We start from the raw sequence: 23,322 nt of genomic DNA on the forward strand, positions 1-23,322 counted from the left end.
CTTACTTAACTTCCACAGATGCGCCAGCTTCTTCAAGCTTAGCCTTGATGGCTTCTGCTTCTTCCTTGGCAACCTTCTCTTTGATGGCCTTCGGAGCATTGTCAACCAAGTCCTTGGCTTCTTTCAGACCAAGACCGGTAATTTCGCGTACAACCTTGATAACGCCAATCTTCGAAGCGCCGGCAGAGGTCAAAACAACATCGAACTCAGTTTGCTCAGCTACTTCTTCAGCTCCAGCACCGGCACCGCCAACCATTGCAACCGGAGCTGCGGCAGTTACGCCAAACTCTTCTTCAATCGCTTTAACAAGGTCGTTCAATTCGAGCACAGACATGCCCTTAATGCTCTCAATAATTCCAGTGATTGTCTCACTCACGGAATATCCCTCCTGATGGGTGGTATTTCACCAATATTGTTGTCGTGCACAAGGTCAGTGCACATCACTTCATACGTTCAAGTTATCGCTATCGAAACCAGACAGCCAAGAAGCCTTATTGCGCTTCCTTTTGCTCCGCAACCTGTTTAACTGCGTATGCAAAATTACGCATCGGTGCTTGCAACACGCTAAGCAACATGGACAGCAGTCCTTCCCTGGACGGGAGTGTTGCTAAACTTTCAATTTCTGACGCGCCGACAACCTTGCCTTCGACTACGCCACCCTTCAGTTCCAAGGCTTTGTGAGCCTTTGCAAAGTTAAACAGAACCTTGGCCGGAGCAACGACATCGTCGTAGCCAAACGCGATTGCGTTCGGACCTGTCAACAGGTCGTCCATGCCGCTTATCTCAACCTTTGCAGCTGCTCGACGTGTCATCGTGTTCTTGATAACTTCATACTCCACTCCGGCTTCACGCAACTGCCGGCGAAGCTCAGTGACCTCAGCAACACTCAAACCGCGATAATCGGTTACAATCGTGGACTTACTCTTCGCCAGCCGCTCAGCGAGCTCATCGACGAATGCTTGCTTTTGTTGAACATCGCCCATCGTACAATAACACCTCCCACTGCTTCAAATGCCCAGGCGGAACCGTTCGAAGACATCAAAAAAGTCGCGCCTCCGCAGACACGGAGACGCGACTTTACAATCCGTCGCGAACCTCGGCAGGCGGTTTCCCATTAACCCAAAGGGCCTGCTGTCTACGGTCCATCCTGAAAAACACATCACCTATTCTACCCATTCAAGTAGAACAGATCAAGCTCCAAACATTGGCACACCTTACTTACTCTGCAGACACGCCAAAGCGTTGTACATTCACATGCAAACCAGGGCCCATGGTGGAGCTCACAGTCGTGCTGCGGAAGTACTGACCCTTTGCTGACGCAGGCTTAGCCTTGCGCAGCGCATCAATAAGTGCACCCAAATTCTCGGTCAACTGAGCCGCCTCAAACGAAACCTTACCAATCGGGGCATGAACAATGCCAGCCTTGTCGAGGCGATACTCAATCTTACCAGACTTAATCTCAGACACAGCACGAGTTACGTCAAACGAAACGGTGCCAGTCTTCGGGTTTGGCATCATGCCCTTAGGGCCAAGGATACGACCCAAACGGCCAACCGCACCCATCATATCCGGAGTAGCTACAACGACATCAAAGTCGAGCCACCCCTGAGCAACGCGATTAATATAGTCATCATCGCCGACGAAATCTGCACCTGCAGCCTCTGCTTCCTTCGCCTTATCACCCTTAGCGAACACAAGTACCCGTGCGGTTTTACCCGTTCCGTGCGGCAAAACAACCGCACCGCGAACCTGTTGATCCTGTTTTCTCGGGTCAACGCCAAGACGCACAGCGACTTCCACGGTTTCATCAAACTTCGCAGAAGCAACTTGCTTTAACGTCTCCATGGCTTCCACGGGCTCATAGTCCTTGGAGCGATCGACGACCTTCGCAGCTTCCGCCTGACGTTTTGTTAGTCGAGCCAAATCTAACACCTCCGTGTGGTTATACGGCATGAAGCCTCCCACTCAGAACTACCAGTTGCCTGGTCAGTCCTCAATCGTAATACCCATGCTGCGAGCGGTACCTTCCACCATTCTCATTGCAGCCTCAACAGAAGCCGCATTCAGGTCAGCCATCTTGCTTTCAGCAATTTCACGCACTTTCGCACGTTTGACAGCAGCAACCTTCTTCTTGTTCGGCTCGGATGAACCTGACTCAATCCCAGCAGCCTTCTTCAACAACACAGCCGCAGGCGGAGTTTTGAGATCGAACGTATAAGAACGGTCTTCGTACACATACAGCACGACCGGAATGATCAAACCTACTTGATCCGCCGTCCGCGCGTTGAACTCTTTACAAAAACCCATGATGTTGCCCACTTGCGCCTGACCCAGAGCTGGTCCAACCGGCGGCGCCGGTGTCGCCTTGCCTGCAGCAATCTGCAGCTTAACGACCTTCACAATCTTCTTCGGCAACGAATCCACCTCCCTTGCCCGTAATGTGGTATTCGGGCGAACGCCCTCCCACGCTGCACAATTCCAGTTTGGAATCGTACATACATTTATCTGACGCTCCTCGGACACCCGAGAATCGCGCCACAGAAAACGACCTTCAAAAGGTCTGTTGTCTGCTATTCAGCTGCGTTCAAACGGTCTAGTCACAAAAGACTCAAGAGAGCTTTTCGACTTGACTGAAGTCCACCTCAAGCGGCGTTTCACGTCCAAACATGGACACAAGCACCTTCAACTTTTGTTGGTCGCCGCTAATCTCTTCCACATTGCCCACCATGTCAGCGAAAGGACCATCGATAACCCGAACCACTTCACCAACAGCAAAGTCTATCTTGACTTGAACCTCGTCAGCACCCATTTGACGCATGATGGAACGCACCTCTGCCGGCAACAACGGAACCGGTTTGGAGCCGCCGCCTGCAGAGCCCACAAATCCAGTGACTCCAGGGGTATTGCGGACGACGTACCACGAGTCATCAGTCATAAACATCTCTACCAAGACGTATCCCGGAAAGACCTTGCGTTGAACAACGCGTTTCTTTCCGTTCTTGACCTCTAACTCGTCTTCGGTCGGCACAAGGACACGAAAAATCTTGTCCTCCATGCCCATCGTTTGTACTCGGCTCTCCAAGTTCGTCTTCACCTTGTTCTCGTAACCAGAGTACGTATGAATGACGAACCACTGCTTTTCAAGCTTTTCCATGACTCCGGGCGGTCTGCCCCGCACCCCCTTTAACAACCAAGCTTTAGATAACGTGAATCAACGACAAAAGCTTTGCAACGCCGATGTCAAAACCCCACACCAAGCCACCCATGATGAAGCACACCAAGAGAGCGACCCCTGTGTAAGTCGTGACCTCGCGACGATTCGGCCAACGAACTCGTTTGAGTTCACGAAAACTCTCCCGAAAGAACTGAAACAGTCCCGTCCTTCGTTCAGGCCGTGCGACAGTATCATTCGGTTTCGGCTTGGCCATAAAAACGCCCTCACTTCGTACTCAGTCTTGTTACCGTGTTTCTCGATGCGCCGTGTGCGATTTGCAGTACGGGCAAAACTTCTTGACCTCAATACGGTCTGGATCGTTTTTCTTGTTCTTCACACTTGTGTAGTTTCTCTGCTTGCAGTCTGTGCAAGCCAGTGTGATGACAACGCGCATGCTAGGGCACCTCCCCTGAAAACCCAACAATCATAAATAAAGAGGGTCAAACAGCCCCCATAGACTAAAACAGGTTAGCACAGCCGCAACTCAGTGTCAATATAGCTCGAAAGTATGTGGCACGGCGCTAAACACGGGGATGCAAGCCTCTGCTGCGAGCGAAGATTAATTCCATTATCGACGGACAAGCGAAGCCGTATACGTGAGATGAACAAATCTTGCGATTTGCTCAACCCCATATATTCCGGAACGACAAGTACTTCTCCAGCTTGCGTTTTACGCGCTGCAAAGCATTGTCAATTGATTTGACATGGCGATCCAGATCGATTGCAATCTCCTGATATGAACGCCCATCAAGGTACAGCATTAAAACTTGCCGTTCAAGGTCGCTGAGCAACTCAGCCATTTTCAACTCAATATCGTCAAACTCTTCCTGGTGGATAACGAGTTCTTCCGGATCACTGACTCGAGCAGCACAAATCACATCTAACAGTGTGCGATCTGAATCCTCATCGTAGATAGGCTTGTCCAATGAAACGTAAGAGTTGAGAGGAATGTGTTTCTGGCGGGTTGCCGTTTTAATGGCAGTAATGATTTGACGGGTAATACACAGTTCTGCAAAGGCCTTGAAGGACGTCAGCTTGTCCTCGCGAAAATCGCGAATGGACTTGTAGAGTCCAATCATGCCCTCCTGGATGATGTCTTCTCGATCTGCACCGATCAGAAAATAGGAACGCGCTTTCGCACGCACGAAGTTCCGGTACTTGTGAATCAAGTACTCCAAAGCTTCGTCATTGCCGCTGTGCACGGCTTCGACCAAGTCCTCGTCTGTCCAGTCGTCCAGGGTACGGACTGGAGTGGATTTGAGTTGCATGTTCAAACTGAGATCACCCCGAATCGACGGCCGAGAATGAGCTCATTATACATTATGTAATCTATCACGGTCAACGGGAGGAAATTACTGGCGACGCCATTTTTCAAGAATTTTTGCAACATCCTGACCGATTCTGTCAGAAATTCTGGAAGAAGCCCCCTCATTCTGTTCTGCCAGGCTCGTCCGGATATCCTGTTTCGCTTCACGAAGCCGTTCCAGCAGTCCATCTGCAGAAATTCGAAGTGCCCCCCCGCCAAAAATAACCTGTTGCTCGGCATAATCGGAAGTGGCAACGGTGATCTCAGGGGTAGTGTCTCTCAATTCATAGACGAGCCTTTCAATCCGATCATCTGCAGTTTCTTGATAGGCGGTAAAGATGATGCGCACACCGGAGCGCGTGAAATCTCGCTCCGGGCCCGGTGTCTGATGCGCATCAAAGACAAGAATGACAGATTCGCCTGCAAACGACCTGTACTCTGCCAGTACATCAGTCAGTCGGTTCCGCATCTCCTCGAGATTCTTCAAGTCGCCGAGAGAGGCGGTTGTGAATCTCCCCAAGATGTTGTATCCATCAACGATGAGACATTTCTTGCGGATGCGCCGCTTCTTACCCTCTTTGCCGGATGACTTCATAGAGCAGCACCCCGGTTGCGACTGAGGCATTCAGGCTCTGCAGCTCGCCAAGCATCGGCAGGGAGACCGTGTAGTCACAACGCTCCCGAACCAATCGACTAAGTCCCTTTCCTTCAGCTCCAATCACAATCGCGATGGGGCCGCGATACGTGATCTGTGTATAGGACTGCGGAGCGTCAACGTCTGTACCGACAATCCAATAGCCCTGTGCCTTTAAGGTTTCCATGGCCTGCACCAGATTTGCCACCCGTGCGACAGGGACGTACTCCATTGCCCCTGCTGCAGCCTTGCCGACAGTTTCAGTCAATGGCACAGCACGTCTTTTCGGGATAACAACGCCTTGCACGCCTGTGGCTTCTGCAGTGCGAAGGATTGCGCCGAGATTATACGGATCAGAGACCTCATCAAGGAGTAACACCAGCGGGTCATGCCCTGTCTGCCTTTGAATAATCTCCTCCAGCTCAACGTAGTCGTGCGCCGCTCCATAGGCCACAATACCTTGATGATGTGCCCCCACAGCGGTGATAGAATCCAGATGGGCCTTGGGGACTTTTTGAATCACAACACCGGCCGCTTTTGCCTTTCCGGTAATCTCTGACAAGCTGCCACCCTCGGCTGTTTCGGCAATCAGAATCTTGTTGATGGACCTCCCCGATTTGAGTGCTTCGAGCACAGGGTGGCGACCAACGATTAGCGAATTGGCGACGTCCGCAGCAGTGTCATCTTGAGGCGCGGTTGACCGGGTATTTCGGCTGACACGTGTATCTACACGAGAATCCCTCCGAGAGGACAGGGTAAAGTCACGCCCTCCCGGTGCTCTCTCACTCGTTCGACTTCCCGTCCGCGTGCCGCGACTGACCTCACGGCCAGTACGGGATTGCGTCCGACTGGTCCCGCGGTCAGTACTGGATTGTGTCCCATTGGTCCCACGTTCAATGCGTCGGCTGTCGTCTCCTGTTCTGCGGTCATTGGCTTCCCGGCGAGGGCCCCGTCGTCCACCGGCTGATCTCCCCTGAGCCGTGCTTTGCCCACCACGACCGGCGCTTGTTGCGGTGCGGTGTCTGCTACCTGTATTGCTTTGTCGATTCCGTCCATCTGCCATTACTCTTGCCCCTTCCATTTGTCCACGCGTTCAAGTGCCATTTGGCACACTTGTTCTAAGCGTTCGTGACTTCCGTTCCCGTACAAATATCCAATCAACGCTTCAAACCCTGTACTGTGTCGATAGTCCAAGACGTCTGCATTCCTTCGCACATGTCCCGATTTTGCATTCCGCCCACGTCGCATGATGGCTTGCTCTTCATCATTTAACGACTCCCAGAGTTCGGCAGCAAGTTTGGCCTGAGCGGCAGCTGATACGTAAGCTGTCGCAGCCCGATGCAGTTCACTCGGACGACGGATCCCTCTGGTCAACACATGGTTTCTTGCGTAGAGTTCCCAAACCGCGTCCCCCAGATAGGCCAACACCAGCGGTGACAACTCCGACACGGTCCAGTTTTTCATGACCGGAACCATCTTGTTCCTTGTGCCGTGTCCTCAATGGTGATTCCGCGTGCAGACAACTCATCACGGATTTCATCCGCCCGTTTAAAATCTCGCGCTTTGCGGGCTTGATTGCGAGCTGCAATCAGTGATTCAATTTCCTCGTCTTCTGACCTTGCCGTACTTTGCGGTGTGACATCGTTACTGAGTTGAATGCCCAGCACCGAAAGCAACTCAGAAATGAGACTCTCCCACCCGTTTAGTTCAGACTCTCTTACCTGATCTTCGGCCAAATAGGTGTTTGCTAAACGCACCGCCTCAAATACAGCCGCGATTGCGTCAGCTGTGTTAAAATCGTCATCCATGGCATCGACGAACATTTTTCGCACACCGTCGAACTCCGCTTGAACCTCATTTCGTACGCCTTCATCCCCGCGTGCAAAACTGGGCCCTTCCAACAACACCTCCCGCCGATGCGCAAGATTACGCAGTGAACGGCCGATCCGGACGACGCTTTGTTCTGCCTGCTCCATGGCATCTTGCGTATAGTTCAGCGGATGACGATACTGTGCGCTGAGCAGAAAGAAGCGTACGGCTGCAGCACTCCTCTCCTCAAGCAGATCGCGGGTCATGATGAAGTTCCCAAGCGACTTCGACATCTTCTCACCATTGATGTTCAGCGTGCCGTTGTGCAACCAATAACGGGCGAACGTATGTCCGAAGCGGCTTTCGCTTTGAGCGATCTCGTTTTCATGGTGCGGGAACACTAGATCTCTGCCCCCTGCATGAATGTCAATCTCCTCGCCGAGATATTTCGCATTCATCACTGAGCACTCAATATGCCATCCTGGTCGACCTGGCCCCCAAGGGCTCTCCCAGTACTCTTCGCCAGGCTTGGCGGATTTCCACAGAGCAAAGTCAGTCGGGTCGTCCTTGTGCTCGAGCACCGTGATACGAAAACCAGCCTGCATCTCGTCGAGTGACTGATGAGAGAGTTTCCCGTACTCGGCAAACGACGAGGTATCGAAATACACGTCCCCCTCGCGTTCATAGGCGTGCCCCAACCGGATCAAATCGGCAATAAACGCGATAATCTCCGGGATGCACTCCGTCGCCCGCGGATGCACCGTAGCCGGTTTGATCCCAAGTGCATCTGCATCTCGAAAGTATTCTTCAATATAGCGGTTTGCCACGTCACGAACGTTCTCACCAAGTTCATTCGCGCGATTGATGATCCGGTCATCGACATCCGTGAAGTTCTGAACGAAGCGAACCTCGTAGCCCCGATACTCAAGGTAACGGCGAACAGTGTCAAAGACAACAAACATGCGTCCGTTCCCTACGTGAAACAAGTTGTACACTGTTGGACCGCATGCATAAAAACGAACCTTGTTCGGTTCAATGGTTTCCAAAACTTCCTTTTTTCCTGACAACGTATTGTAAAGTCGGATTGTCATGATTTTTCCTCCTTGATCAAAAAAGCCGCCTCTGGATCAGAGACGGCGTTACCCGTGGTTCCACTCTGCTTGGCGTGCTGAAACACACCCGCTTTGCTCGTCTGTAACGGGACTACCCGTCGGAGTTTACTCAAACACTGCACCAGACACATGCACAGGTCTTTCTTTCCGAGGCCAACAGGTGCACTTCCATGTCCGTGACCTAAGGCTGCTCACAGCGTCACACAGCCTCTCTCTGAAGCTCACTCACACATGTACTCTTCCTGTCCATTGCCGAATTTCAATACGCACTTCGTCTGATTGTCGTTATTGTGAAGCATCACTGCCCTGTTTGTCAACGTGACTAAGGGCTTTCTTGGCTCTCTCAAGCACCCATGGCTTGGACAGACAGGTAATGGTCAATTGAAGGTCAGGTCCATGGACCGTGCCTGAAACCGCTGCACGCACCGGCATGAACAGTTGTCTTCCTTTTACGCCAAGTTCGGATTGAATCTGTTTAAAGCGAAGGCGGCTTGCCTCCGGCGTCCATTCGGTGTCGCTTTCTGCCAGTTCCAGGTAACGTTTGACTACTTGTCGAGCCACCGGATCGGCCAGAACTTGGAGTGCTTCCTCGTCCAATTGCATCTCAGATTCGAAGAATGTCTTCGCTAGTCCAACGAAATCTTCAGCACATGCCATCTTCTCCTGGTACAGCCCAACCACGTTCACCAGCCACTCACCGGTACCATGGGGGGGCAGTTCCCAGCCGAAACGCTCAAGTTGAACACGAACGAGATCGGTCAAGACTTCTACAGGTAATTTTTTAATATATGTAGAGGCCATCCACTGCAGTTTCTGGGTATCAAAGACGGCGCCGCTCCTTGAAACGCGATCAAGGTCAAACCTTTGAACGAGATCGTCCAAAGAAAGGAGTTCTTCCTCTCCGCCTGGCGACCACCCAAGCAATGCCAAAAAGTTGACAATTGCTTCCGGGAGATACCCTTTTTCGCGATAAACGTGCACGGGCTGAACGTTCGGGTCTCTCTTACTCAGTTTCTTTCGGTCTGAGTTGAGTACTTGCGGCAGATGTGCAAACCTTGGCTCCTCATAACCGAGCGCCCGGTACACGAGGATCTGCCATGGTGTATTCGAAAGGTGTTCCTCACCGCGAATGACATGCGTGATCTTCATCAACGCGTCATCAACAACCACTTGAAATTGATATGTTGGGATATCATTCGACTTCATAACGACGAAGTCCGAAAGTTCATCGGTCTCGAACGATACTTCTCCGCGCACGAGGTCTTCAAAAAGAATGGTCTCACCCGGAGGAATCGCAAATCGCCAACTCGGCTTCCGCCCTTCTTGTTCAAGGGCTCTCCGTTGTTCTGTCGTCAGATGGCGACACCGACCCGAATATCGCGCAACTCTCCCGTCCTGCGCAGCGAGTTCCTTATCTGCCTGGAGTTCCTCGGGAGTACAGTAACAAGGGTAAACAGCCCCAACCTTGGCGAGGCGCGCAAGATGCTCCTGATAAATTGGGAGACGCTCTGTACAGCGGTAGGGTCCGTACTGCCCCCCTGTGTCAGGCCCTTCAGCCCACTCAAATCCAAGCCATCGAAAACCATCCAGCATCTCATCTTCGGCTCCGACCACATTGCGCTCGAGATCTGTGTCTTCGATCCGAAGGATAAATGCACCGTCATGATGTTTCGCAAATAGATAGTTAAACAGCGCAGTGCGGACGCCGCCGATATGTAAATGGCCCGTTGGGCTTGGCGCGTAGCGTACTCTGACACTCATTTCAATCCCTCCCATGTGACGGCAGCAATAAAACGACAGCTTGGGCTGTGATGCCTTCACGCCGCCCGACGAAGCCCAGTTGTTCCATGGTGGTCGCCTTAATTCCCACATCCCGCTCTGAGCACTGAAATGCTCCTGCAATCCGTGCCTGCATCTTTGAGACATGCGGAGCAATCTTTGGCCATTCAGCCATCACCATGATGTCCATGTTTCCAATTCGATACCCTTGTCCTCTCATGGCGAGTGCCACTTCCTCGGCAAGCTGAATGCTGTCTGCATCTTTAAAACGGGGATCGGTATTGGGAAAATAATGACCTATATCGCCGAGCGCCAACGCGCCAAGTACAGCATCCATAACCGCATGCAGAATCACATCTGCATCAGAATGTCCGTCAAGACCGACTGGTGATGGAATCTCGACGCCTCCGAGAACAAGCCTTCGCCCCTCCACTAGGCGATGAACGTCAAACCCTAGCCCAATACGCATCTTACATACCGCCTCCCCAGCGCCGCTGTGCAAGCCATTCAGCATACTCCCAATCTGTTTGTCTGGTGATTTTCATATTTGCCTCTGTACTCAGTGTCACCTTGACCGATTTACCCGATTGCTCCATTAACCACGCATCGTCTGTCGCCAGTGCCAGCATGTCAGATGAGGCTGCAAGGTAGACGTCTCGCATCCAGGCCCACCAAAAGACCTGCGGAGTTTCAGCGAGTATGAGCGTCTCACGTGGAATCGTCTCATCAACCAAACTGAGTCCGGCGATCCGTTTAACCGTGTCAGTGCAAGCGTGGCCTAACAGTGCTGCACCGGTTTGCGAGGCATCACGAATCACGGCTTGTACGTCCTTTGGACTGACGAAGGGACGCGCTGCGTCATGGATTACCACGCATTCTGTGTCGCCCGGAACACTTGCACCCTTTCCAATCGACCGCAGTGCTGCCTGAACCGATTCTGACCGGGAGGCTCCTCCGACAACAATGTGGACCCCATTGAGGTCTGCTGCCTCCCGGACCATATCCGGTTCATCTTCCTTCGGAACGACCAGCCACACCTCGTCAACACCCGCATCAATCAGCGCATCGAACGACCGGCGCCATACCGGTAACCCCGCCAATTGCCTGTACTGTTTCTTTTCACCGAATCTCGATCCGCTGCCCGCAGCCAACAGAACCCCGTAAACCAACTTTTCTCCATCCCCGTTCACCGCAAAGGACCGGCAGATTTGCCGGTCCCCAAGTTTGAGTCATTTTATTGTAGCACAATCGAACTACAGCGCGCGTTCCAACAACTTTGGCTTGGCAAAGATCATACGACCAGCAGATGTCTGCAACACACTCGTGACGAGGACATCCACTTTTCCACCAATGTACTCGCGCCCGCCTTCTATCACAATCATCGTACCATCGTCAAGATAGGCAACGCCCTGATTGTACTCCTTGCCATCCTTAATGACCTGAACAGACAGTTCTTCGCCAGGCAACACAATCGGCTTTAGCGCATTTGCCAAGTCATTGATGTTCAACACTTGAACGCCTTGCAGCTCGCACACCTTGTTTAAGTTAAAGTCGTTCGTCACAACCTTGCCAGCAACCTGTTTCGCAAGCCGTACCAACTTACTGTCGACTTCCTGGATATCCTCAAAATCAATTTCAAGCACTTGCACCTTGACCTTCAGTTCCTTTTGAATTCGATTCAGGACATCAAGGCCTCGCCGTCCGCGATTTCTTTTCAGTACATCAGAGGAATCCGCAATGTGCTGAAGTTCCTCCAGTACAAAAGATGGGATAACAAGCACGCCGTCGAGAAACCCGGTCTGAACCAGGTCTGCGATGCGCCCGTCAATAATGACGCTTGTATCCAAAAGTTTTGCTTCACCAACGCGGAACCCGGACCGTTTGTCTTTATCTTTGTCTTTGTCTTTATCCTTTTCCTTATCCCTTGAGCCAAGCTTCCCTGCGAACAGTGAAACAAGGTCTTCGCGCTTCGTGAATCCGATTCTCAGTCCCAGATACGCGAACAACACCCCAACGAAGAACTGCAATGCCAAGCCGACAACCGGAATGACATGAATCTCGGGTTCAAGGAGATATGCTACCAAAAGTCCGATTACCATGCCGATGGTTCCGCCGAGGAGATCGGCCAAAGACATTTTCTGAATATGCTCCTCAAGCCACTTGATAAGGGTCGTCAAATAGTTGACTAACCATGTCGTGCCGAGCAGGAACACACTGCCTCCAAGAATGGCACCAAACCATTTGAATTGGAAGGGAACTCCTTTTAGGCTGAATACATGAGCAAATAAGGCCGGTGCGAAAGCATACCCGAGAACGACGCCAATTACAACAAAAAATAACTGAACCATACGTTTGATCATTGCCGCTCACCTCCTACCGACATTATGGGCAAAAAGCGATGACGTTAGACCGTACATCGCCGTTTTGCCACCGTATGAGGACGAAAAACTTTGTGCCGAGCAGTGACCAAGAGTGAAGCAGTCACCATCAGCGTATGAATAGGGTCTATGGTATAAGTCCAGCCCCCAACAGACGCGCAGGTCATGTATTGGGGTGTTGCAACAAGTGTACCATCGTCAAGCCGCAGCGTCAAAAGCCTGCTCTTTGCGGGCAAAGACGAAAACACTCCGATTCACGGGTCTTTTCCTCCCGTTTCCTCGGAGCAGTTCGGACAATAGATTGAAAACTTTACAAGATGTCAATTTCGAGCTACGACTCATTGCTGTGAACTGCCTCAGATTCCAGGTCCTCATCAATCCGCCGGCGACGTTTACTGATAAATCTCCATACGCCGTAGAGGGCATAGACAGCCAGCGGTATAAAGATCAAACGGTTGACAGCAGAGTGTTGATAGCGGAATACAACCACGACAATGATGGCAAGCAGTGGCACGACGACGATCGCGGACCTTGGGAAGGCGACCTTCTTAAAATTCGGATAGCGAACGCGGCTCACCATCAGGACTGCAAGCAAGACCATCGCAACTGGCAAGACACTGCTCGCCTGTTGGATTAAATTCTGATAAAGGGCCATGGTTGCAAGAATTCCACCCGCGGCAGTAATCGGGAGCCCAATGAAATACTTCGTCGAAGACCGCTGGACATTAAACCGGGCGAGGCGGAGCGCACCTGCTATGGGGAACATCACCGCTATCACGATGCCGATGAATCCTTCGTACTGCAACATCGACTGGTACATAATGAAGGCGGGTGCCACGCCAAAGGTGACAATGTCAGATAATGAGTCCAGTTCCTTTCCAAAGGCACTCTCTGCGCGAAGCCACCGTGCAACGCGCCCATCCAAACCGTCAAGAACCATGCCGATGACAACCAGCAACGCTGCATCCGCAGTGCGTCCGTTCACCGTCAGCATCAGCGCAATGATCCCAAGAATCAGATTTCCGACAGTTAACAAGCTTGGAATGAATTTTGTAAACAAAGGTCATCCCCCTTGTAGTAAACACGAGACAATTAGATGTGCCGGTCAATGAAGACCTGTTCCTGAATCCGCTTCAGGCCGTCCTTGATAGCTCTGGCCCGGACACTTCCAATTCCTTCGACTTCGACCAACTCATCCGTCGACGCCGCCAGTATTTTTGGCAGGAACTTAAAATGACCCACCAGGTTCTCAATCACGGGCTGAGGCAGTCTGGTGATTCGGCTTAGAATACGGTACCCCTTGGATACGACAGGCTCATCTGCCAGATTGGCCACATTGACATATCCGATAATCTTAGCTAACACCGCCCCGTCAAGCAAGGCGTCAGAAGCGAGTTCATGTAATTCAGTCAGAACTTGGTGCGGCGTTTGATCGGGCCGAAGAGCCGCGTAATCCTTGACCAAAAGGTATGCTTCCTCATCCACTTTTGCAACCAGTTCTTCCAACTGCATGCTGATGAGACGCCCCTCGGTGCCGAGTTCTGTGATGTACCGTTTGATTTCGGCCTTAATCCTCAGAACCATTTCGACTCGCTGCAACACCATTGTGACCTCTTGCAGTGTAACGAGTTCCTCGAACTCCAAAGCGCTGAGATTGGTGAGAGCCTGGTCGAGTACAGACTTGTATTTTTCCACAGTTTGCATCGCTTGATTGGCCTTAGTGAGGATCACGCCAATATCACGCAGCGCATATTTGTAGTTTCCATGGTACAGCGTAATGACGTTTCTTCGCTGTGATATACAAATAACAAGTTGACCTGTCTGCTTTGCCACGCGTTCTGCGGTGCGATGTCTTGTGCCTGTTTCCGACGTCGGAATCGACGGGTCGGGGCTCAGGTTTGTGTTTGCGTGCAACACTCGTTTTAAGTCTTCACTGATAACAATCGCGCCATCCATTTTGGCCAACTCATATAAATGCGATGGTGTCAAATCGCATTGTATCGGGAACCCGCCATCCACCAATTTTAACACAGCATCCGTGGCACCAACGACAATGAGCCCGCCCGTCTTGGCGCGCAGGATGTTCTCAATCCCTTCGCGCAGGTTTGTCCCTGGCGCTACCGTGCGAAGGATCTTGGTGATTGTTGCCTCCCTTGCAGTCTCCTCACGCATCCATCCACCCCAACAATCTGCAATCGGCTCTCAGTACCTTGCATGCGGCCTTGTCAGAACACTAATTTCATAGCCTCAGCGACACTAGATATGCCAACGACTTCTATGGTTCCTGACGTCTTCAAACCGCGAAGTCCGTGCCGAGGAACGATACACCGCTTAAACCCAAGCTTATCCGCCTCTTTAATCCGTTGCTCGAGCTTCGATACCGACCGGACCTCACCCGTCAGCCCGACTTCTCCAATCAGGACGTCGGATGAAGAAAGTGGCAGGTCTCGCAAACTGGAGGCGATAGCAATGGCAATACCAAGGTCCGCGGCAGGTTCGTCCACGCGAACTCCTCCCGCAAAATTCACGTAGGCGTCTGAAGTCTGTAATCGAAGCCCGATCCGTTTCTCGAGCACGGCGAGGATCAGACTGACGCGGTTTGCATCGGCACCCGTAGTCATTCGCCGGGGTGTGACAAAACTCGTTGGTGCAACTAGAGCCTGCACCTCGAGCAATATCGGGCGAGATCCTTCTACGGCTGCCACAACAGACGACCCTGCCGCAGACTCTGACCGTTCTGACAGGAACATCTCCGACGGGTTTGCCACCTGCTCAAGACCTGCTTCTTTCATTTCAAAAATTGCAATTTCATTGGTTGATCCAAAACGATTCTTTACAGCACGCAAGATGCGGTAAGAATGGTGCCGATCTCCTTCAAAGTATAGTACCGCGTCCACCATGTGTTCAAGCATCCTCGGCCCCGCCAGGTTGCCCTCCTTGGTTACATGTCCAACGATAAAAGTGGCGATGTTCAACTGCTTTGCCACACGAAGCAGGACACCTGTGCACTCCCGGACTTGAGAGACAGAACCCGGAGCTGATGCCAGTGCTGGTCGATAGACGGTTTGTATGGAGTCAATGATCACGAAGTCCGGCTTCATGTCTTCGAGCACCATCACAATGTGGTCCATGTCGGTCTCGGACAGGACATGAAGGTCCTGATGCGTCGCATCCAACCGCTCGGCCCGAAGTTTCAGCTGTGTCGCAGACTCTTCACCGGAAACGTACAACACGCGGTGACCGTGTTTCGCCAGTTCATAGGAAGATTGAAGTAACAAGGTGGACTTACCGATACCGGGATCGCCGCCAATCAACACCAGCGACCCTGGCACGACTCCTCCGCCCAACACCCGATTGTACTCAGAAATTCCCGTAGATATGCGTTGCTCTTGCTGTGAAGGGATTTGTGTGATAGGTAATGCTCGAGTGGTTCCCGCTAAACCATGCGCAGAACCCTGCATGCCTTTCGACGCTGGACCTGACCACTCTTCGACAAATGTGTTCCATTCCTGACATTGCGGGCAGCGACCATTCCATTTTGGCGATTCGTACCCACAACTCTGGCAAACAAACCGGGTAAGGGATTTCGGCATTCTCTGCTCTCCTAGCTAAACAATCCAATGTGCCCCCATCATACCCGAATCACGGAGGCGGTCAACTGTTTAGAGAAGAAAACAAGTAACACCAGAGACAAATTCCACAAAATCAGGGGGCCGCCCAAAGTCAAATACCCTTCGGTACAGCCCCCTGTCTTCTGTCGCTTCACACGTCGTAAGCGATGAATCTAAGGGTTACTTCACGGCCGCCTTCGAGCGAGTGGTCTGGCGAATCGTGAGCCCATTATCCCCTGCATCGATCTCGACGGTGTCACCGCGCTTCACACTTCCGGTCAACAACGCCTCGGACAATCCGTCCTCGATATGCCTCTGAATGGCACGCTTGAGAGGTCGCGCGCCGTACTGAGGATCGAACCCTTCTTTCGCCAGGAACTTCTTCGCATCCTCTGTTAGGGTGAAGCGGATGTCCTGCTCCTGGAGGCGCTTCTGCAATTCTTGCACCATCAGATCAACAATTTGACCAATCTGGGATTCGTCGAGTGGATGGAAGACAATCATCTCGTCGATCCGATTCAAAAACTCCGGTCGAAACTGCTTTCTCAATTCTTCCATTACGCGTGTTTTCATGTCCTCGTACTGCGACGAGTTATCCGGCTTAAATCCGAGCGATCCGCCCTTGCGAATCATCTCCGCCCCGGCATTAGACGTCATGATGATGACGGTGTTTCGGAAGTCCACGGTCCGACCCTTGCCATCCGTCAGCCGCCCGTCATCAAGTACCTGCAGAAGGATGTTAAACACTTCTGGATGAGCCTTCTCGACCTCATCAAGGAGTACCACAGAATACGGTTTGCGGCGAACCTTCTCTGTCAACTGCCCACCCTCGTCGTATCCCACATATCCTGGAGGTGAACCGACCAACCGCGAGGTAGTATGGCGCTCCATGTACTCCGACATGTCAATGCGAATCATGGCATCCTCGTCACCGAACATCGACTCTGCCAGTGCGCGAGCCAGCTCCGTCTTACCGACACCTGTCGGGCCAAGAAAGATAAATGAACCGATCGGACGTTTCGGATCCTTCAGTCCAGCCCGGGCGCGGCGAATGGCACGGGAAACTGCCGCGACGGCTTCTTCCTGACCTATCACTCGGCTGTGCAAGAGCGATTCCATGTTCATCAGCCGTTCGGACTCTTCCTGTTGCAGCTGTTTCACAGGAATCCCGGTCCACGCAGCGACAATGTGTGCGATGTCTTCGCTGCCGACCTTGACATCGTTGTTTTCCTGCGTCCGCTTCCACTCTGTCTTGCGGCTCTCAAGCTCTTTCCGCAGCATTTGTTCGTCGTCACGAAGCGAAGCCGCTTTTTCGAACTCTTGTCCCTGGACGGCGGCATCCTTTTCGTTGCGAACCTTTTCCAACTGCGATTCGAGTTCTTTCAAATTCGGGGGTGGAGTGTGGCTTTGCAGACGCACTCTGGATGCTGCCTCGTCAATTAGATCGATCGCCTTGTCTGGGAGGAAACGGTCAGGAATGTAGCGATCCGATAACTGCACGGCTGACTCAAGTGCAGCGTCTGTGATTTTCACTCGGTGGTGCGCTTCGTAACGGTCACGCAAACCCTTGAGAATCTCAATGGCTTCTTCGGCTGTCGGTTGATCAACCGTAATCGGCTGGAACCGTCGTTCAAGCGCAGCGTCCTTTTCAATGTGTTTCCGATATTCATCAAGAGTCGTCGCGCCAATGCACTGCAGTTCGCCTCTGGCAAGTGCCGGCTTCAGGATATTCGATGCGTCGATGGCACCCTCTGCCCCGCCGGCACCAATCAAGGTGTGCAACTCATCAATAAAGAGAATGACGTTTCCGGCATGGCGGATTTCCTCTGTGATCTTCTTCAGTCGATCCTCGAATTCACCGCGGTATTTGGTTCCAGCAACGACCGTTCCCATATCAAGCACCATAACGCGCTTATTTCGCAGCGTTTCGGGAATGTCACCGTTGATGATCCGCTGTGCCAGACCTTCCGCAATCGCCGTCTTACCTACACCAGGTTCACCAATCAGAACTGGGTTGTTCTTGGTACGTCTCGAAAGGACCTGGATCACGCGTTCGATCTCGTTGCTGCGGCCAATCACCGGATCGAGCTTGCCGTCGCGAGCCATTTGCGTGAGGTCGCGGGCGAGGGAGTCCAGGGTAGGCGTCCCGGCAGACGAGTCCTTGTCTGTGCCGGTTTCTGCCACATCTCCACCAAGGAGCTGCAACACCTGCTGCCGCGCTTTACTCAGACTTACATTCAGGTTGGCGAGCACACGAGCGGCGACGCCCTCCCCCTCACGAATCAACCCGAGAAGGATGTGTTCAGTTCCAACATAAGTATGATTGAGCTTTCTTGCCTCATCAATGGACAGCTCGATGACCTTCTTAGCGCGAGGTGTGTAGGTCATGGCCCCTGTCTGACTTTGACCGGTCCCGATAATCTTTTCGACCTCAGCTTGAACTTTGTCGGTACTGACCCCAAGGGACTGCAATGCCTTTGCAGCGATGCCGTCTCCCTCACGCACGAGCCCAAGGAGAATATGCTCTGTCCCAACGCCAGGGTGGCGCAGCCGACTGGCTTCTTCTTGCGCGAGAGCCAACACCTTTTGCGCACGTTCTGTAAATCGTGTGTACATGTTCACCGCACCTCCATATCGTCAAGCCTGAGTCTCTCCCGGATGAGCGCAGCCCGCCTTGTGTCCCGTTCACCTGGAGCTAATTCTTCGTGGAAATATTTCTGCAAAAACGCGGGCTGAATCATGACCATCAGTTCTTTCAAAATACTTGATGAGACGCCTCGAATCACACCGAGATCGATACCGAGACGAACGTCTGACAGTCTCTGCAACGTCTCTTTAGAATCTATTTTTCTCGCATAAGCCAGGATTCCAAACGATCGACAGACGCGATCTTCTAAATCTGTTCGATTTTGACTCATCAAAGCCCGTCTTGCGGACCGCTCATGGTCAATCAATTGTTGCACAACGCTGCTGAGATTGCCGATGATCTCTTCCTCGGACTCCCCCAGCGTCATTTGGTTCGACACCTGAAACAAATTCCCTACGGCTTCGCTGCCCTCACCGTACATTCCACGGACTGTCAGTCCCACTTGGGACACAGCAGACAACAGGCGATTGATATGACCAGAGATGACCAGACCCGGCAGATGCATCATCACAGAAGCCCTGATGCCTGTTCCAACGTTCGTTGGACAAGCTGTCAGGTATCCGTACCGTTCATGGAATGAGTACGGCAGGTGCTCTTCAAGAGCATCATCGACTTCGCTTGCTCGGTTCCATGCTTCTTGCAGACGAAATCCCGGCATGATGCACTGTATTCGAAGGTGGTCCTCCTCATTCACCATAATGCTCATAACCTCGTCTTCAGTCAGTGCAATCGCGCCGTGCTTCACTTGCTCGGCAAGGTCACGGCTCATCAGATGTTTTTCGACCAACACGTATCGATCAAGAGCAGACATGTCTGAGCAACGTGCAAATTCAAACTGTCCGACATTCTTTACCGATTTGCTTTCGAGTGCCTGCTTGACGAGACGAATCACTTCGTCAGCGTGACTATCTGTTTGCAAAACGGGAAACGGCATATCTTCAAGGTTTCTAGCGATCCGTATGCGACTTGTTACAATGATGTCGTCATCGGGGCCGCCGTCCTTCATCCACTTACTCGTAGCTCGTTGCAGGAATTCGCTGAGTGACACGTTACCGCCCCTCCTGTCCATCGAGCGTTTGTTCCAGCTGGCGAATGCGATCTCGCAGTTGTGCCGCTTCTTCAAACTGCTCCGCGGCGATGGAACGCTGCAGGTCTTGTCGCAGTCTTTGCAACTCTTTCCGACCCTTGACCTGCTCACCAGCACGAAGCGGTACCTTGCCGGTATGAGTTTCACTCGACTGAATGCGGCGCAAGAGCGGATCGAGACGAGCAGAAAAACTGTCATAGCAACTTGGACAACCGAACCTGCCAAGCTGGGTGAACTGGCTGTACGACATTCCGCATGAGGGGCATCGGAGGGTTGGTTGTGCCGTCGGCACGCCAGGTGAAGACTCCATATTCAGCAGGCCACTCAACAGATGATTGAAATTGAAGGCTTGTGCTGCCTTCGCGAAGAAGTCTCCTTTCTCCTGTGCGCATTGCTCACACAGGTGAAACTCACTCTTCTCCCCGGCCACAATTTTGGTGAAATGAACGGTAGCTGGTCGCTCTTTGCACTCTTGGCAAAGCATGTTAGCCACCTCCTAAATGGTTGACAGTGTGCGGGTTCAACAAATCCAGTTGGACTTAAAGTGCAGATGGATTTGTCGTGCCTAATCCGTGACAGACAATACGACCAGACACTGCGCGAGAATTTTGGCGCGTAACTGGTCGCGCAATGGAAGGTCCACAAGCAGGACTTCTCTGCTCGTAACCACTTTAAGAAGTGCAGCCTCGCGGTCTGTAAGCAAACCCTCCGCATAAAGCCGCTCAATGATACCATCAGCTTCGCGTTGGGTGACTTGACTTGAAATGGACTTTGCGATGGTCAACAAGGGCTGGGTTTGCTCAAGTTCGACTTTGCGAATCCGAATATATCCGCCGCCACCGCGCTTTGATTCGACGAGATAACCGTGATCGAGCGAAAAGCGCGTCGCAATCACATAGTTGATCTGAGACGGTACACATTGAAACAATTCGGCCAGTTCGCTTCGTTGCAATTCAGCCAATCCGTCTCCCTGCTCCAGTATGTGCTTCAAATAGCGCTCGATGACATCTGAAATGTTCCTCGCCATGAACTCCTCCCCTGACGTCAAAAGTTGACTTTTTTTGACTTTGACCTTTGTTGACTATATTATAGCGCTCCAAATTCAGAATGCAACCACACAACACACCTAATATGGTACAAGCTTTACCACTCGTGTACCCATGCTACATCAACAGTCTGTCCGAATTGGACGCGAACCAACGCACAATTGGACATAAGCCATGTCCTCTCAGCCTATCTTTTAATTGACCAAACAGTCGTTTGGGATTAGACTCATCCTAAACTCCGGTTTTTCAGACACCCGGTAAATGGGAGTAGGAATATACCCGGGTCGTTTAGAAGAAACATTCGTAAATTATGTTGCGTTTGACAGCGGATTCATCGGGTGAATTTTCAGCGGTTTTAATCAGAACTGGAGCGAGATCATTAACTTTCGAATCCACACAATCTGCTCATTTGCCCGCTGTTTATATATTGGACATATATTGGATGTTCGCCAGTAAAGGAGAGGAACAAACTCATGGCTTCTAATCGCCAGAAAGAGATTGCGCTCGCTGCCGTTAAGTTGTTTGAGCAGAAAGGCTATCATGCTACATCGGTTCAGGACATCGCGGATGAAGTAGGACTACAGAAGGGGAGTCTGTACCACTATATCCACTCAAAAGAAGATCTGTTGCTGCAAATCGCTCACGAGGCCATTACAGAGTTTAACGACAATCTTCAAGCCGTTCTCGACACCGACATGAGTGCACCAGAAAAGCTGGTGAAGGCCGTGGAAAATCATATCACAGTATCAGTATCAAATATGGAAACGACCACTGTACTGCTCAGAGAAGCCTTTTCGCTTGGAGATCCACAACATCAGGTCATACAGGACCTTACGGACAAATACGTGGACCTATGGACTCAGGTTCTTGAAGAAGGTGCTCGCTCAGGTGAGTTTCACGTTCGCGAACCAAAAGTCGTGGCCCTTGCCATCCTCGGTGCATGTAACTGGGTCTACCGCTGGTACCGCCAATCGGGGCAACTCACGCCAAGTCAGGTTGCCCGTGTATTTTCAGACATGTTCCTCAACGGGCTGACTTCCGACAACCATCCAGGAGTTCAGCAATAGACACACGGTTGCTCGGCAGCCTTCATGCAAATCAATCTGGACAGTACGCCACCGAGCGAGGTCTCCAGCGCGGCGGTACAAACGAATCTTCCTTTGTTAGTGTAGCGAACAAAGTTGCCGCATCGCACATCACCTTGATGGATCACCTTGATGGATCACCTTGATGGATCACTTTGATGGATCACTTTGATGGATCACCTTGATGGATCACCTTGATGGGAACGAACAAATTTTCCTCTAACGCTTCGATTTCACATAGTGGCTGGCAATTTACCGTACAGGACTTCCCTTCTTGCCCCGGTTCACCCTACTTTTGAGGGCTGTGAACCCCTACAAGGGAAGTCCTGTTCGTTGTTTCGTCAGTACCTGCCTGGAGTCCGCCATCAACGAACATTCTTTCCCCTATCTCTCGCAGTCTAAGGAACCCACTGCAACACCACGTAATCCACGGGTGCATTGGGGAGGCCTCAGGCCTGGCTTCCACATCCTTTTTTCAAAGTATCGAACAAAAGAATAGAAGGTGCGCGCCTTCGCGCGCCAATTTAGTGAGGACAGGACGCACCGAGCGAGGTCTCCGGTGCAGCCCGGCCCGGCACGGCCCGGCGGTACAAACGAATCTTCCTCTGTTGGGCATATAACGAACAAAAGTGCCGCATCGCCCAAATGGGAACGAACAAATCTTCCTCTCTTGCTCCGTTTTCACATGGTGGCTGACATGTAGCGCACAGGACTTCCCTTGTTGCCTCGATTCACCTACTTTTGAGGCCTGCGAACCCCTACAAGGGAAGTCCTGTTCGTTGTTTCATCAGTACTTGCCTGGAATCAGCCATCAGCGAACATTCCTTCCCCTATCTCCCCAGCGTATGGAACCCCTGCAACGCCACTTAACTTCCGGTTGCAACGGGCAGGCCTCAGGCCTGCCTTCCACATCCTCTCTTCGTCCTGTTTCGATGACCTCGCAGCTTTCAAATTCAAAGTAAAATGCAAAAAACAAAGCGTAGAAGGTGCGCGCCTTCGCGCGCGAATCAACCAGGACAGGGGACGCACCGAAGGAAGTCTCCGGCGCAGCCCGGCCTTGCGGTACAAACGAATCTTCCTCTGTCTTCCATATAACTGACAAAAGTGCTGCATCGCCCAAATGGGAACGAACAAATCTTCCCCTCTGGCTCCCTTTTCACATGGTGGCTGACATTTTAGCGCACAGGACTTCCCTTGTTGCCTCCGTTCACCTACTTTTGAGGGCTGCGAACCCCTACAAGGGAAGTCCTGTTCGTTGTTTCGTCCGTATCCGCCTGGATTCAGCCATCAACGAACATTCTTTCGCTTATCTGCCTAGCCTAGGGAACCCGCTGTATCGCCATTTAGCCCGCGCGTGCGTCGGGCAGGCCACAGGCCTGCCTTCCACATCCTCTTTTCAAAGTATCGAACAAAAGAATAGAAGGTGCGCGCCTTCGCGCGCGAATCAATCAAGACACAACACAAAAAGAGCCCAGCATCTCTGCTGTGCCCTCTGTGTTACTCACTTGCCTGGCAACGTCCTACCTTCCCAGGAACTCGCGCTCCAAGTATTATCGGCGCTGGAGGTCTTAACGGTCGTGTTCGGCATGGGTACGCGTGTGTCCCCTCCGCCAT

General features: G+C 52.0%; 25 protein-coding genes, 1 rRNA gene and 2 other annotated features. Of the genes, 1 reads left to right on the plus strand and 25 read right to left on the minus strand.

The genetic code is table 11. The annotated features are described in order from the left end of the window. Position 1 precedes the first annotated feature (1 nt). From rplL to AN477_RS08945, 24 genes are all read right to left on the minus strand, one after another. Positions 2-376, minus strand: a complete 375-nt coding sequence (gene rplL, locus AN477_RS08835) for a 50S ribosomal protein L7/L12 (protein ID WP_281176329.1) — start codon at positions 374-376, stop codon at positions 2-4. Between the two features lie 115 nt (positions 377-491). Next, positions 492-983 (minus strand): 50S ribosomal protein L10, encoded by a 492-nt coding sequence (gene rplJ / locus AN477_RS08840; protein WP_054968808.1) that lies wholly within the window; start codon positions 981-983, stop codon positions 492-494. Between the two features lie 48 nt (positions 984-1,031). Further along, positions 1,032-1,159, minus strand: a sequence feature (ribosomal protein L10 leader region). A 59-nt stretch (positions 1,160-1,218) separates the two neighbouring features. After that, entirely contained in the window at positions 1,219-1,923 is a 705-nt protein-coding gene (gene rplA, locus AN477_RS08845) for a 50S ribosomal protein L1 (protein ID WP_054968837.1), read from the minus strand. A 63-nt stretch (positions 1,924-1,986) separates the two neighbouring features. Continuing rightward, on the minus strand, positions 1,987-2,415 hold the full coding sequence (gene rplK / locus AN477_RS08850; RefSeq protein WP_054968809.1) for a 50S ribosomal protein L11: 429 nt from the start codon (positions 2,413-2,415) through the stop codon (positions 1,987-1,989). A gap of 193 nt (positions 2,416-2,608) precedes the next feature. Further along, entirely contained in the window at positions 2,609-3,154 is a 546-nt protein-coding gene (gene nusG, locus AN477_RS08855; RefSeq protein WP_054968810.1) for a transcription termination/antitermination protein NusG, read from the minus strand. A 43-nt stretch (positions 3,155-3,197) separates the two neighbouring features. Further along, positions 3,198-3,428, minus strand: coding sequence for a preprotein translocase subunit SecE (secE, locus tag AN477_RS08860; protein ID WP_054968811.1), 231 nt, complete (start codon positions 3,426-3,428; stop codon positions 3,198-3,200). Between the two features lie 30 nt (positions 3,429-3,458). Continuing rightward, positions 3,459-3,608, minus strand: coding sequence for a 50S ribosomal protein L33 (rpmG, locus tag AN477_RS08865; RefSeq protein WP_054968812.1), 150 nt, complete (start codon positions 3,606-3,608; stop codon positions 3,459-3,461). A 229-nt stretch (positions 3,609-3,837) separates the two neighbouring features. After that, positions 3,838-4,482 (minus strand): RNA polymerase sporulation sigma factor SigH, encoded by a 645-nt coding sequence (sigH, locus tag AN477_RS08870; protein WP_157061886.1) that lies wholly within the window; start codon positions 4,480-4,482, stop codon positions 3,838-3,840. Positions 4,483-4,566: 84 nt separating this feature from the next. Next, the gene (locus AN477_RS08875) at positions 4,567-5,115 is read right to left on the minus strand and encodes an NYN domain-containing protein (protein WP_054968814.1); all 549 of its coding nucleotides are present in this window, start codon (positions 5,113-5,115) and stop codon (positions 4,567-4,569) included. Then, complete coding sequence (rlmB, locus tag AN477_RS25415) at positions 5,090-5,908, minus strand: 23S rRNA (guanosine(2251)-2'-O)-methyltransferase RlmB (protein WP_425388148.1); 819 nt, start codon at positions 5,906-5,908, stop codon at positions 5,090-5,092. The genes AN477_RS08875 and rlmB overlap by 26 nt, the downstream gene beginning before the upstream one ends. Next, on the minus strand, positions 5,881-6,210 hold the full coding sequence (locus tag AN477_RS25420; RefSeq protein ID WP_245631765.1) for a hypothetical protein: 330 nt from the start codon (positions 6,208-6,210) through the stop codon (positions 5,881-5,883). The genes rlmB and AN477_RS25420 overlap by 28 nt, the downstream gene beginning before the upstream one ends. A gap of 6 nt (positions 6,211-6,216) precedes the next feature. Further along, positions 6,217-6,618, minus strand: a complete 402-nt coding sequence (locus AN477_RS08885) for a Mini-ribonuclease 3 (protein WP_054968815.1) — start codon at positions 6,616-6,618, stop codon at positions 6,217-6,219. Next, the gene (cysS, locus tag AN477_RS08890) at positions 6,615-8,054 is read right to left on the minus strand and encodes a cysteine--tRNA ligase (protein WP_083486098.1); all 1,440 of its coding nucleotides are present in this window, start codon (positions 8,052-8,054) and stop codon (positions 6,615-6,617) included. Before cysS ends, AN477_RS08885 begins: the two co-directional genes overlap by 4 nt. Before the next feature lie 35 nt (positions 8,055-8,089). After that, positions 8,090-8,334, minus strand: a binding site (T-box leader). 26 nt (positions 8,335-8,360) lie between these two features. Next, positions 8,361-9,836 (minus strand): glutamate--tRNA ligase, encoded by a 1,476-nt coding sequence (gene gltX, locus AN477_RS08895; RefSeq protein WP_054968817.1) that lies wholly within the window; start codon positions 9,834-9,836, stop codon positions 8,361-8,363. A gap of 1 nt (position 9,837) precedes the next feature. Then, on the minus strand, positions 9,838-10,323 hold the full coding sequence (gene ispF / locus AN477_RS08900; RefSeq protein ID WP_054968818.1) for a 2-C-methyl-D-erythritol 2,4-cyclodiphosphate synthase: 486 nt from the start codon (positions 10,321-10,323) through the stop codon (positions 9,838-9,840). Position 10,324: 1 nt separating this feature from the next. Next, on the minus strand, positions 10,325-11,023 hold the full coding sequence (locus tag AN477_RS08905) for an IspD/TarI family cytidylyltransferase (protein WP_169787866.1): 699 nt from the start codon (positions 11,021-11,023) through the stop codon (positions 10,325-10,327). 84 nt (positions 11,024-11,107) lie between these two features. Next, positions 11,108-12,214: a PIN/TRAM domain-containing protein gene (locus AN477_RS08910; protein WP_054968820.1), complete on the minus strand. Its 1,107-nt coding sequence runs from the start codon at positions 12,212-12,214 to the stop codon at positions 11,108-11,110. A gap of 349 nt (positions 12,215-12,563) precedes the next feature. Beyond that, entirely contained in the window at positions 12,564-13,292 is a 729-nt protein-coding gene (gene pssA / locus AN477_RS08915) for a CDP-diacylglycerol--serine O-phosphatidyltransferase (RefSeq protein ID WP_054968821.1), read from the minus strand. 32 nt (positions 13,293-13,324) lie between these two features. Further along, positions 13,325-14,404, minus strand: a complete 1,080-nt coding sequence (gene disA, locus AN477_RS08920) for a DNA integrity scanning diadenylate cyclase DisA (RefSeq protein ID WP_054968822.1) — start codon at positions 14,402-14,404, stop codon at positions 13,325-13,327. Positions 14,405-14,457: 53 nt separating this feature from the next. After that, positions 14,458-15,825 (minus strand): DNA repair protein RadA, encoded by a 1,368-nt coding sequence (radA, locus tag AN477_RS08925; protein ID WP_054968823.1) that lies wholly within the window; start codon positions 15,823-15,825, stop codon positions 14,458-14,460. Positions 15,826-16,023: 198 nt separating this feature from the next. Beyond that, complete coding sequence (locus AN477_RS08930; RefSeq protein WP_054968824.1) at positions 16,024-18,459, minus strand: ATP-dependent Clp protease ATP-binding subunit; 2,436 nt, start codon at positions 18,457-18,459, stop codon at positions 16,024-16,026. 2 nt (positions 18,460-18,461) lie between these two features. Beyond that, the gene (gene mcsB / locus AN477_RS08935; RefSeq protein ID WP_083486100.1) at positions 18,462-19,538 is read right to left on the minus strand and encodes a protein arginine kinase; all 1,077 of its coding nucleotides are present in this window, start codon (positions 19,536-19,538) and stop codon (positions 18,462-18,464) included. Position 19,539: 1 nt separating this feature from the next. Beyond that, positions 19,540-20,061, minus strand: a complete 522-nt coding sequence (mcsA, locus tag AN477_RS08940; RefSeq protein WP_054968826.1) for a protein-arginine kinase activator protein McsA — start codon at positions 20,059-20,061, stop codon at positions 19,540-19,542. Positions 20,062-20,142: 81 nt separating this feature from the next. Next, positions 20,143-20,604: a CtsR family transcriptional regulator gene (locus tag AN477_RS08945; RefSeq protein ID WP_054968827.1), complete on the minus strand. Its 462-nt coding sequence runs from the start codon at positions 20,602-20,604 to the stop codon at positions 20,143-20,145. 492 nt (positions 20,605-21,096) lie between these two features. Here AN477_RS08945 and AN477_RS08950 point away from each other — a divergent pair, with 492 nt between their 5' ends. Next, positions 21,097-21,690, plus strand: a complete 594-nt coding sequence (locus AN477_RS08950) for a TetR/AcrR family transcriptional regulator (protein WP_054968828.1) — start codon at positions 21,097-21,099, stop codon at positions 21,688-21,690. Positions 21,691-23,215: 1,525 nt separating this feature from the next. On the opposite strand, the gene rrf is transcribed toward AN477_RS08950, so the two are convergent. After that, positions 23,216-23,322: ribosomal RNA gene (rrf, locus tag AN477_RS08960) — 5S ribosomal RNA — on the minus strand; the annotation flags it as partial.

Origin of the sequence: Paenalicyclobacillus ferrooxydans (assembly GCF_001399675.1) — a bacterium.
In the GTDB taxonomy this organism is placed as follows: Bacteria; Bacillota; Bacilli; order Alicyclobacillales; family Alicyclobacillaceae; genus Alicyclobacillus_B; species Alicyclobacillus_B ferrooxydans.

Bases quoted from the DNA above. Each gene is read 5' to 3' on its own strand.
- AN477_RS08910 (WP_054968820.1), bottom strand. From the start codon at position 12,214: ATGATCAAACGTATGGTTCAGTTATTTTTTGTTGTAATTGGCGTCGTT.
- rpmG (WP_054968812.1), bottom strand. From the start codon at position 3,608: ATGCGCGTTGTCATCACACTGGCTTGCACAGACTGCAAGCAGAGAAAC.
- secE (WP_054968811.1), bottom strand. From the start codon at position 3,428: ATGGCCAAGCCGAAACCGAATGATACTGTCGCACGGCCTGAACGAAGG.
- disA (WP_054968822.1), bottom strand. From the start codon at position 14,404: ATGCGTGAGGAGACTGCAAGGGAGGCAACAATCACCAAGATCCTTCGC.
- AN477_RS08945 (WP_054968827.1), bottom strand. From the start codon at position 20,604: ATGGCGAGGAACATTTCAGATGTCATCGAGCGCTATTTGAAGCACATA.
- radA (WP_054968823.1), bottom strand. From the start codon at position 15,825: ATGCCGAAATCCCTTACCCGGTTTGTTTGCCAGAGTTGTGGGTACGAA.
- nusG (WP_054968810.1), bottom strand. From the start codon at position 3,154: ATGGAAAAGCTTGAAAAGCAGTGGTTCGTCATTCATACGTACTCTGGT.
- rplJ (WP_054968808.1), bottom strand. From the start codon at position 983: ATGGGCGATGTTCAACAAAAGCAAGCATTCGTCGATGAGCTCGCTGAG.
- mcsA (WP_054968826.1), bottom strand. From the start codon at position 20,061: ATGCTTTGCCAAGAGTGCAAAGAGCGACCAGCTACCGTTCATTTCACC.
- AN477_RS08930 (WP_054968824.1), bottom strand. From the start codon at position 18,459: ATGTACACACGATTTACAGAACGTGCGCAAAAGGTGTTGGCTCTCGCG.
- cysS (WP_083486098.1), bottom strand. From the start codon at position 8,054: ATGACAATCCGACTTTACAATACGTTGTCAGGAAAAAAGGAAGTTTTG.
- gltX (WP_054968817.1), bottom strand. From the start codon at position 9,836: ATGAGTGTCAGAGTACGCTACGCGCCAAGCCCAACGGGCCATTTACAT.
- sigH (WP_157061886.1), bottom strand. From the start codon at position 4,482: ATGCAACTCAAATCCACTCCAGTCCGTACCCTGGACGACTGGACAGAC.
- AN477_RS08950 (WP_054968828.1), top strand. From the start codon at position 21,097: ATGGCTTCTAATCGCCAGAAAGAGATTGCGCTCGCTGCCGTTAAGTTG.
- ispF (WP_054968818.1), bottom strand. From the start codon at position 10,323: ATGCGTATTGGGCTAGGGTTTGACGTTCATCGCCTAGTGGAGGGGCGA.
- AN477_RS08885 (WP_054968815.1), bottom strand. From the start codon at position 6,618: ATGAAAAACTGGACCGTGTCGGAGTTGTCACCGCTGGTGTTGGCCTAT.
- AN477_RS08875 (WP_054968814.1), bottom strand. From the start codon at position 5,115: ATGAAGTCATCCGGCAAAGAGGGTAAGAAGCGGCGCATCCGCAAGAAA.
- AN477_RS25420 (WP_245631765.1), bottom strand. From the start codon at position 6,210: ATGGACGGAATCGACAAAGCAATACAGGTAGCAGACACCGCACCGCAA.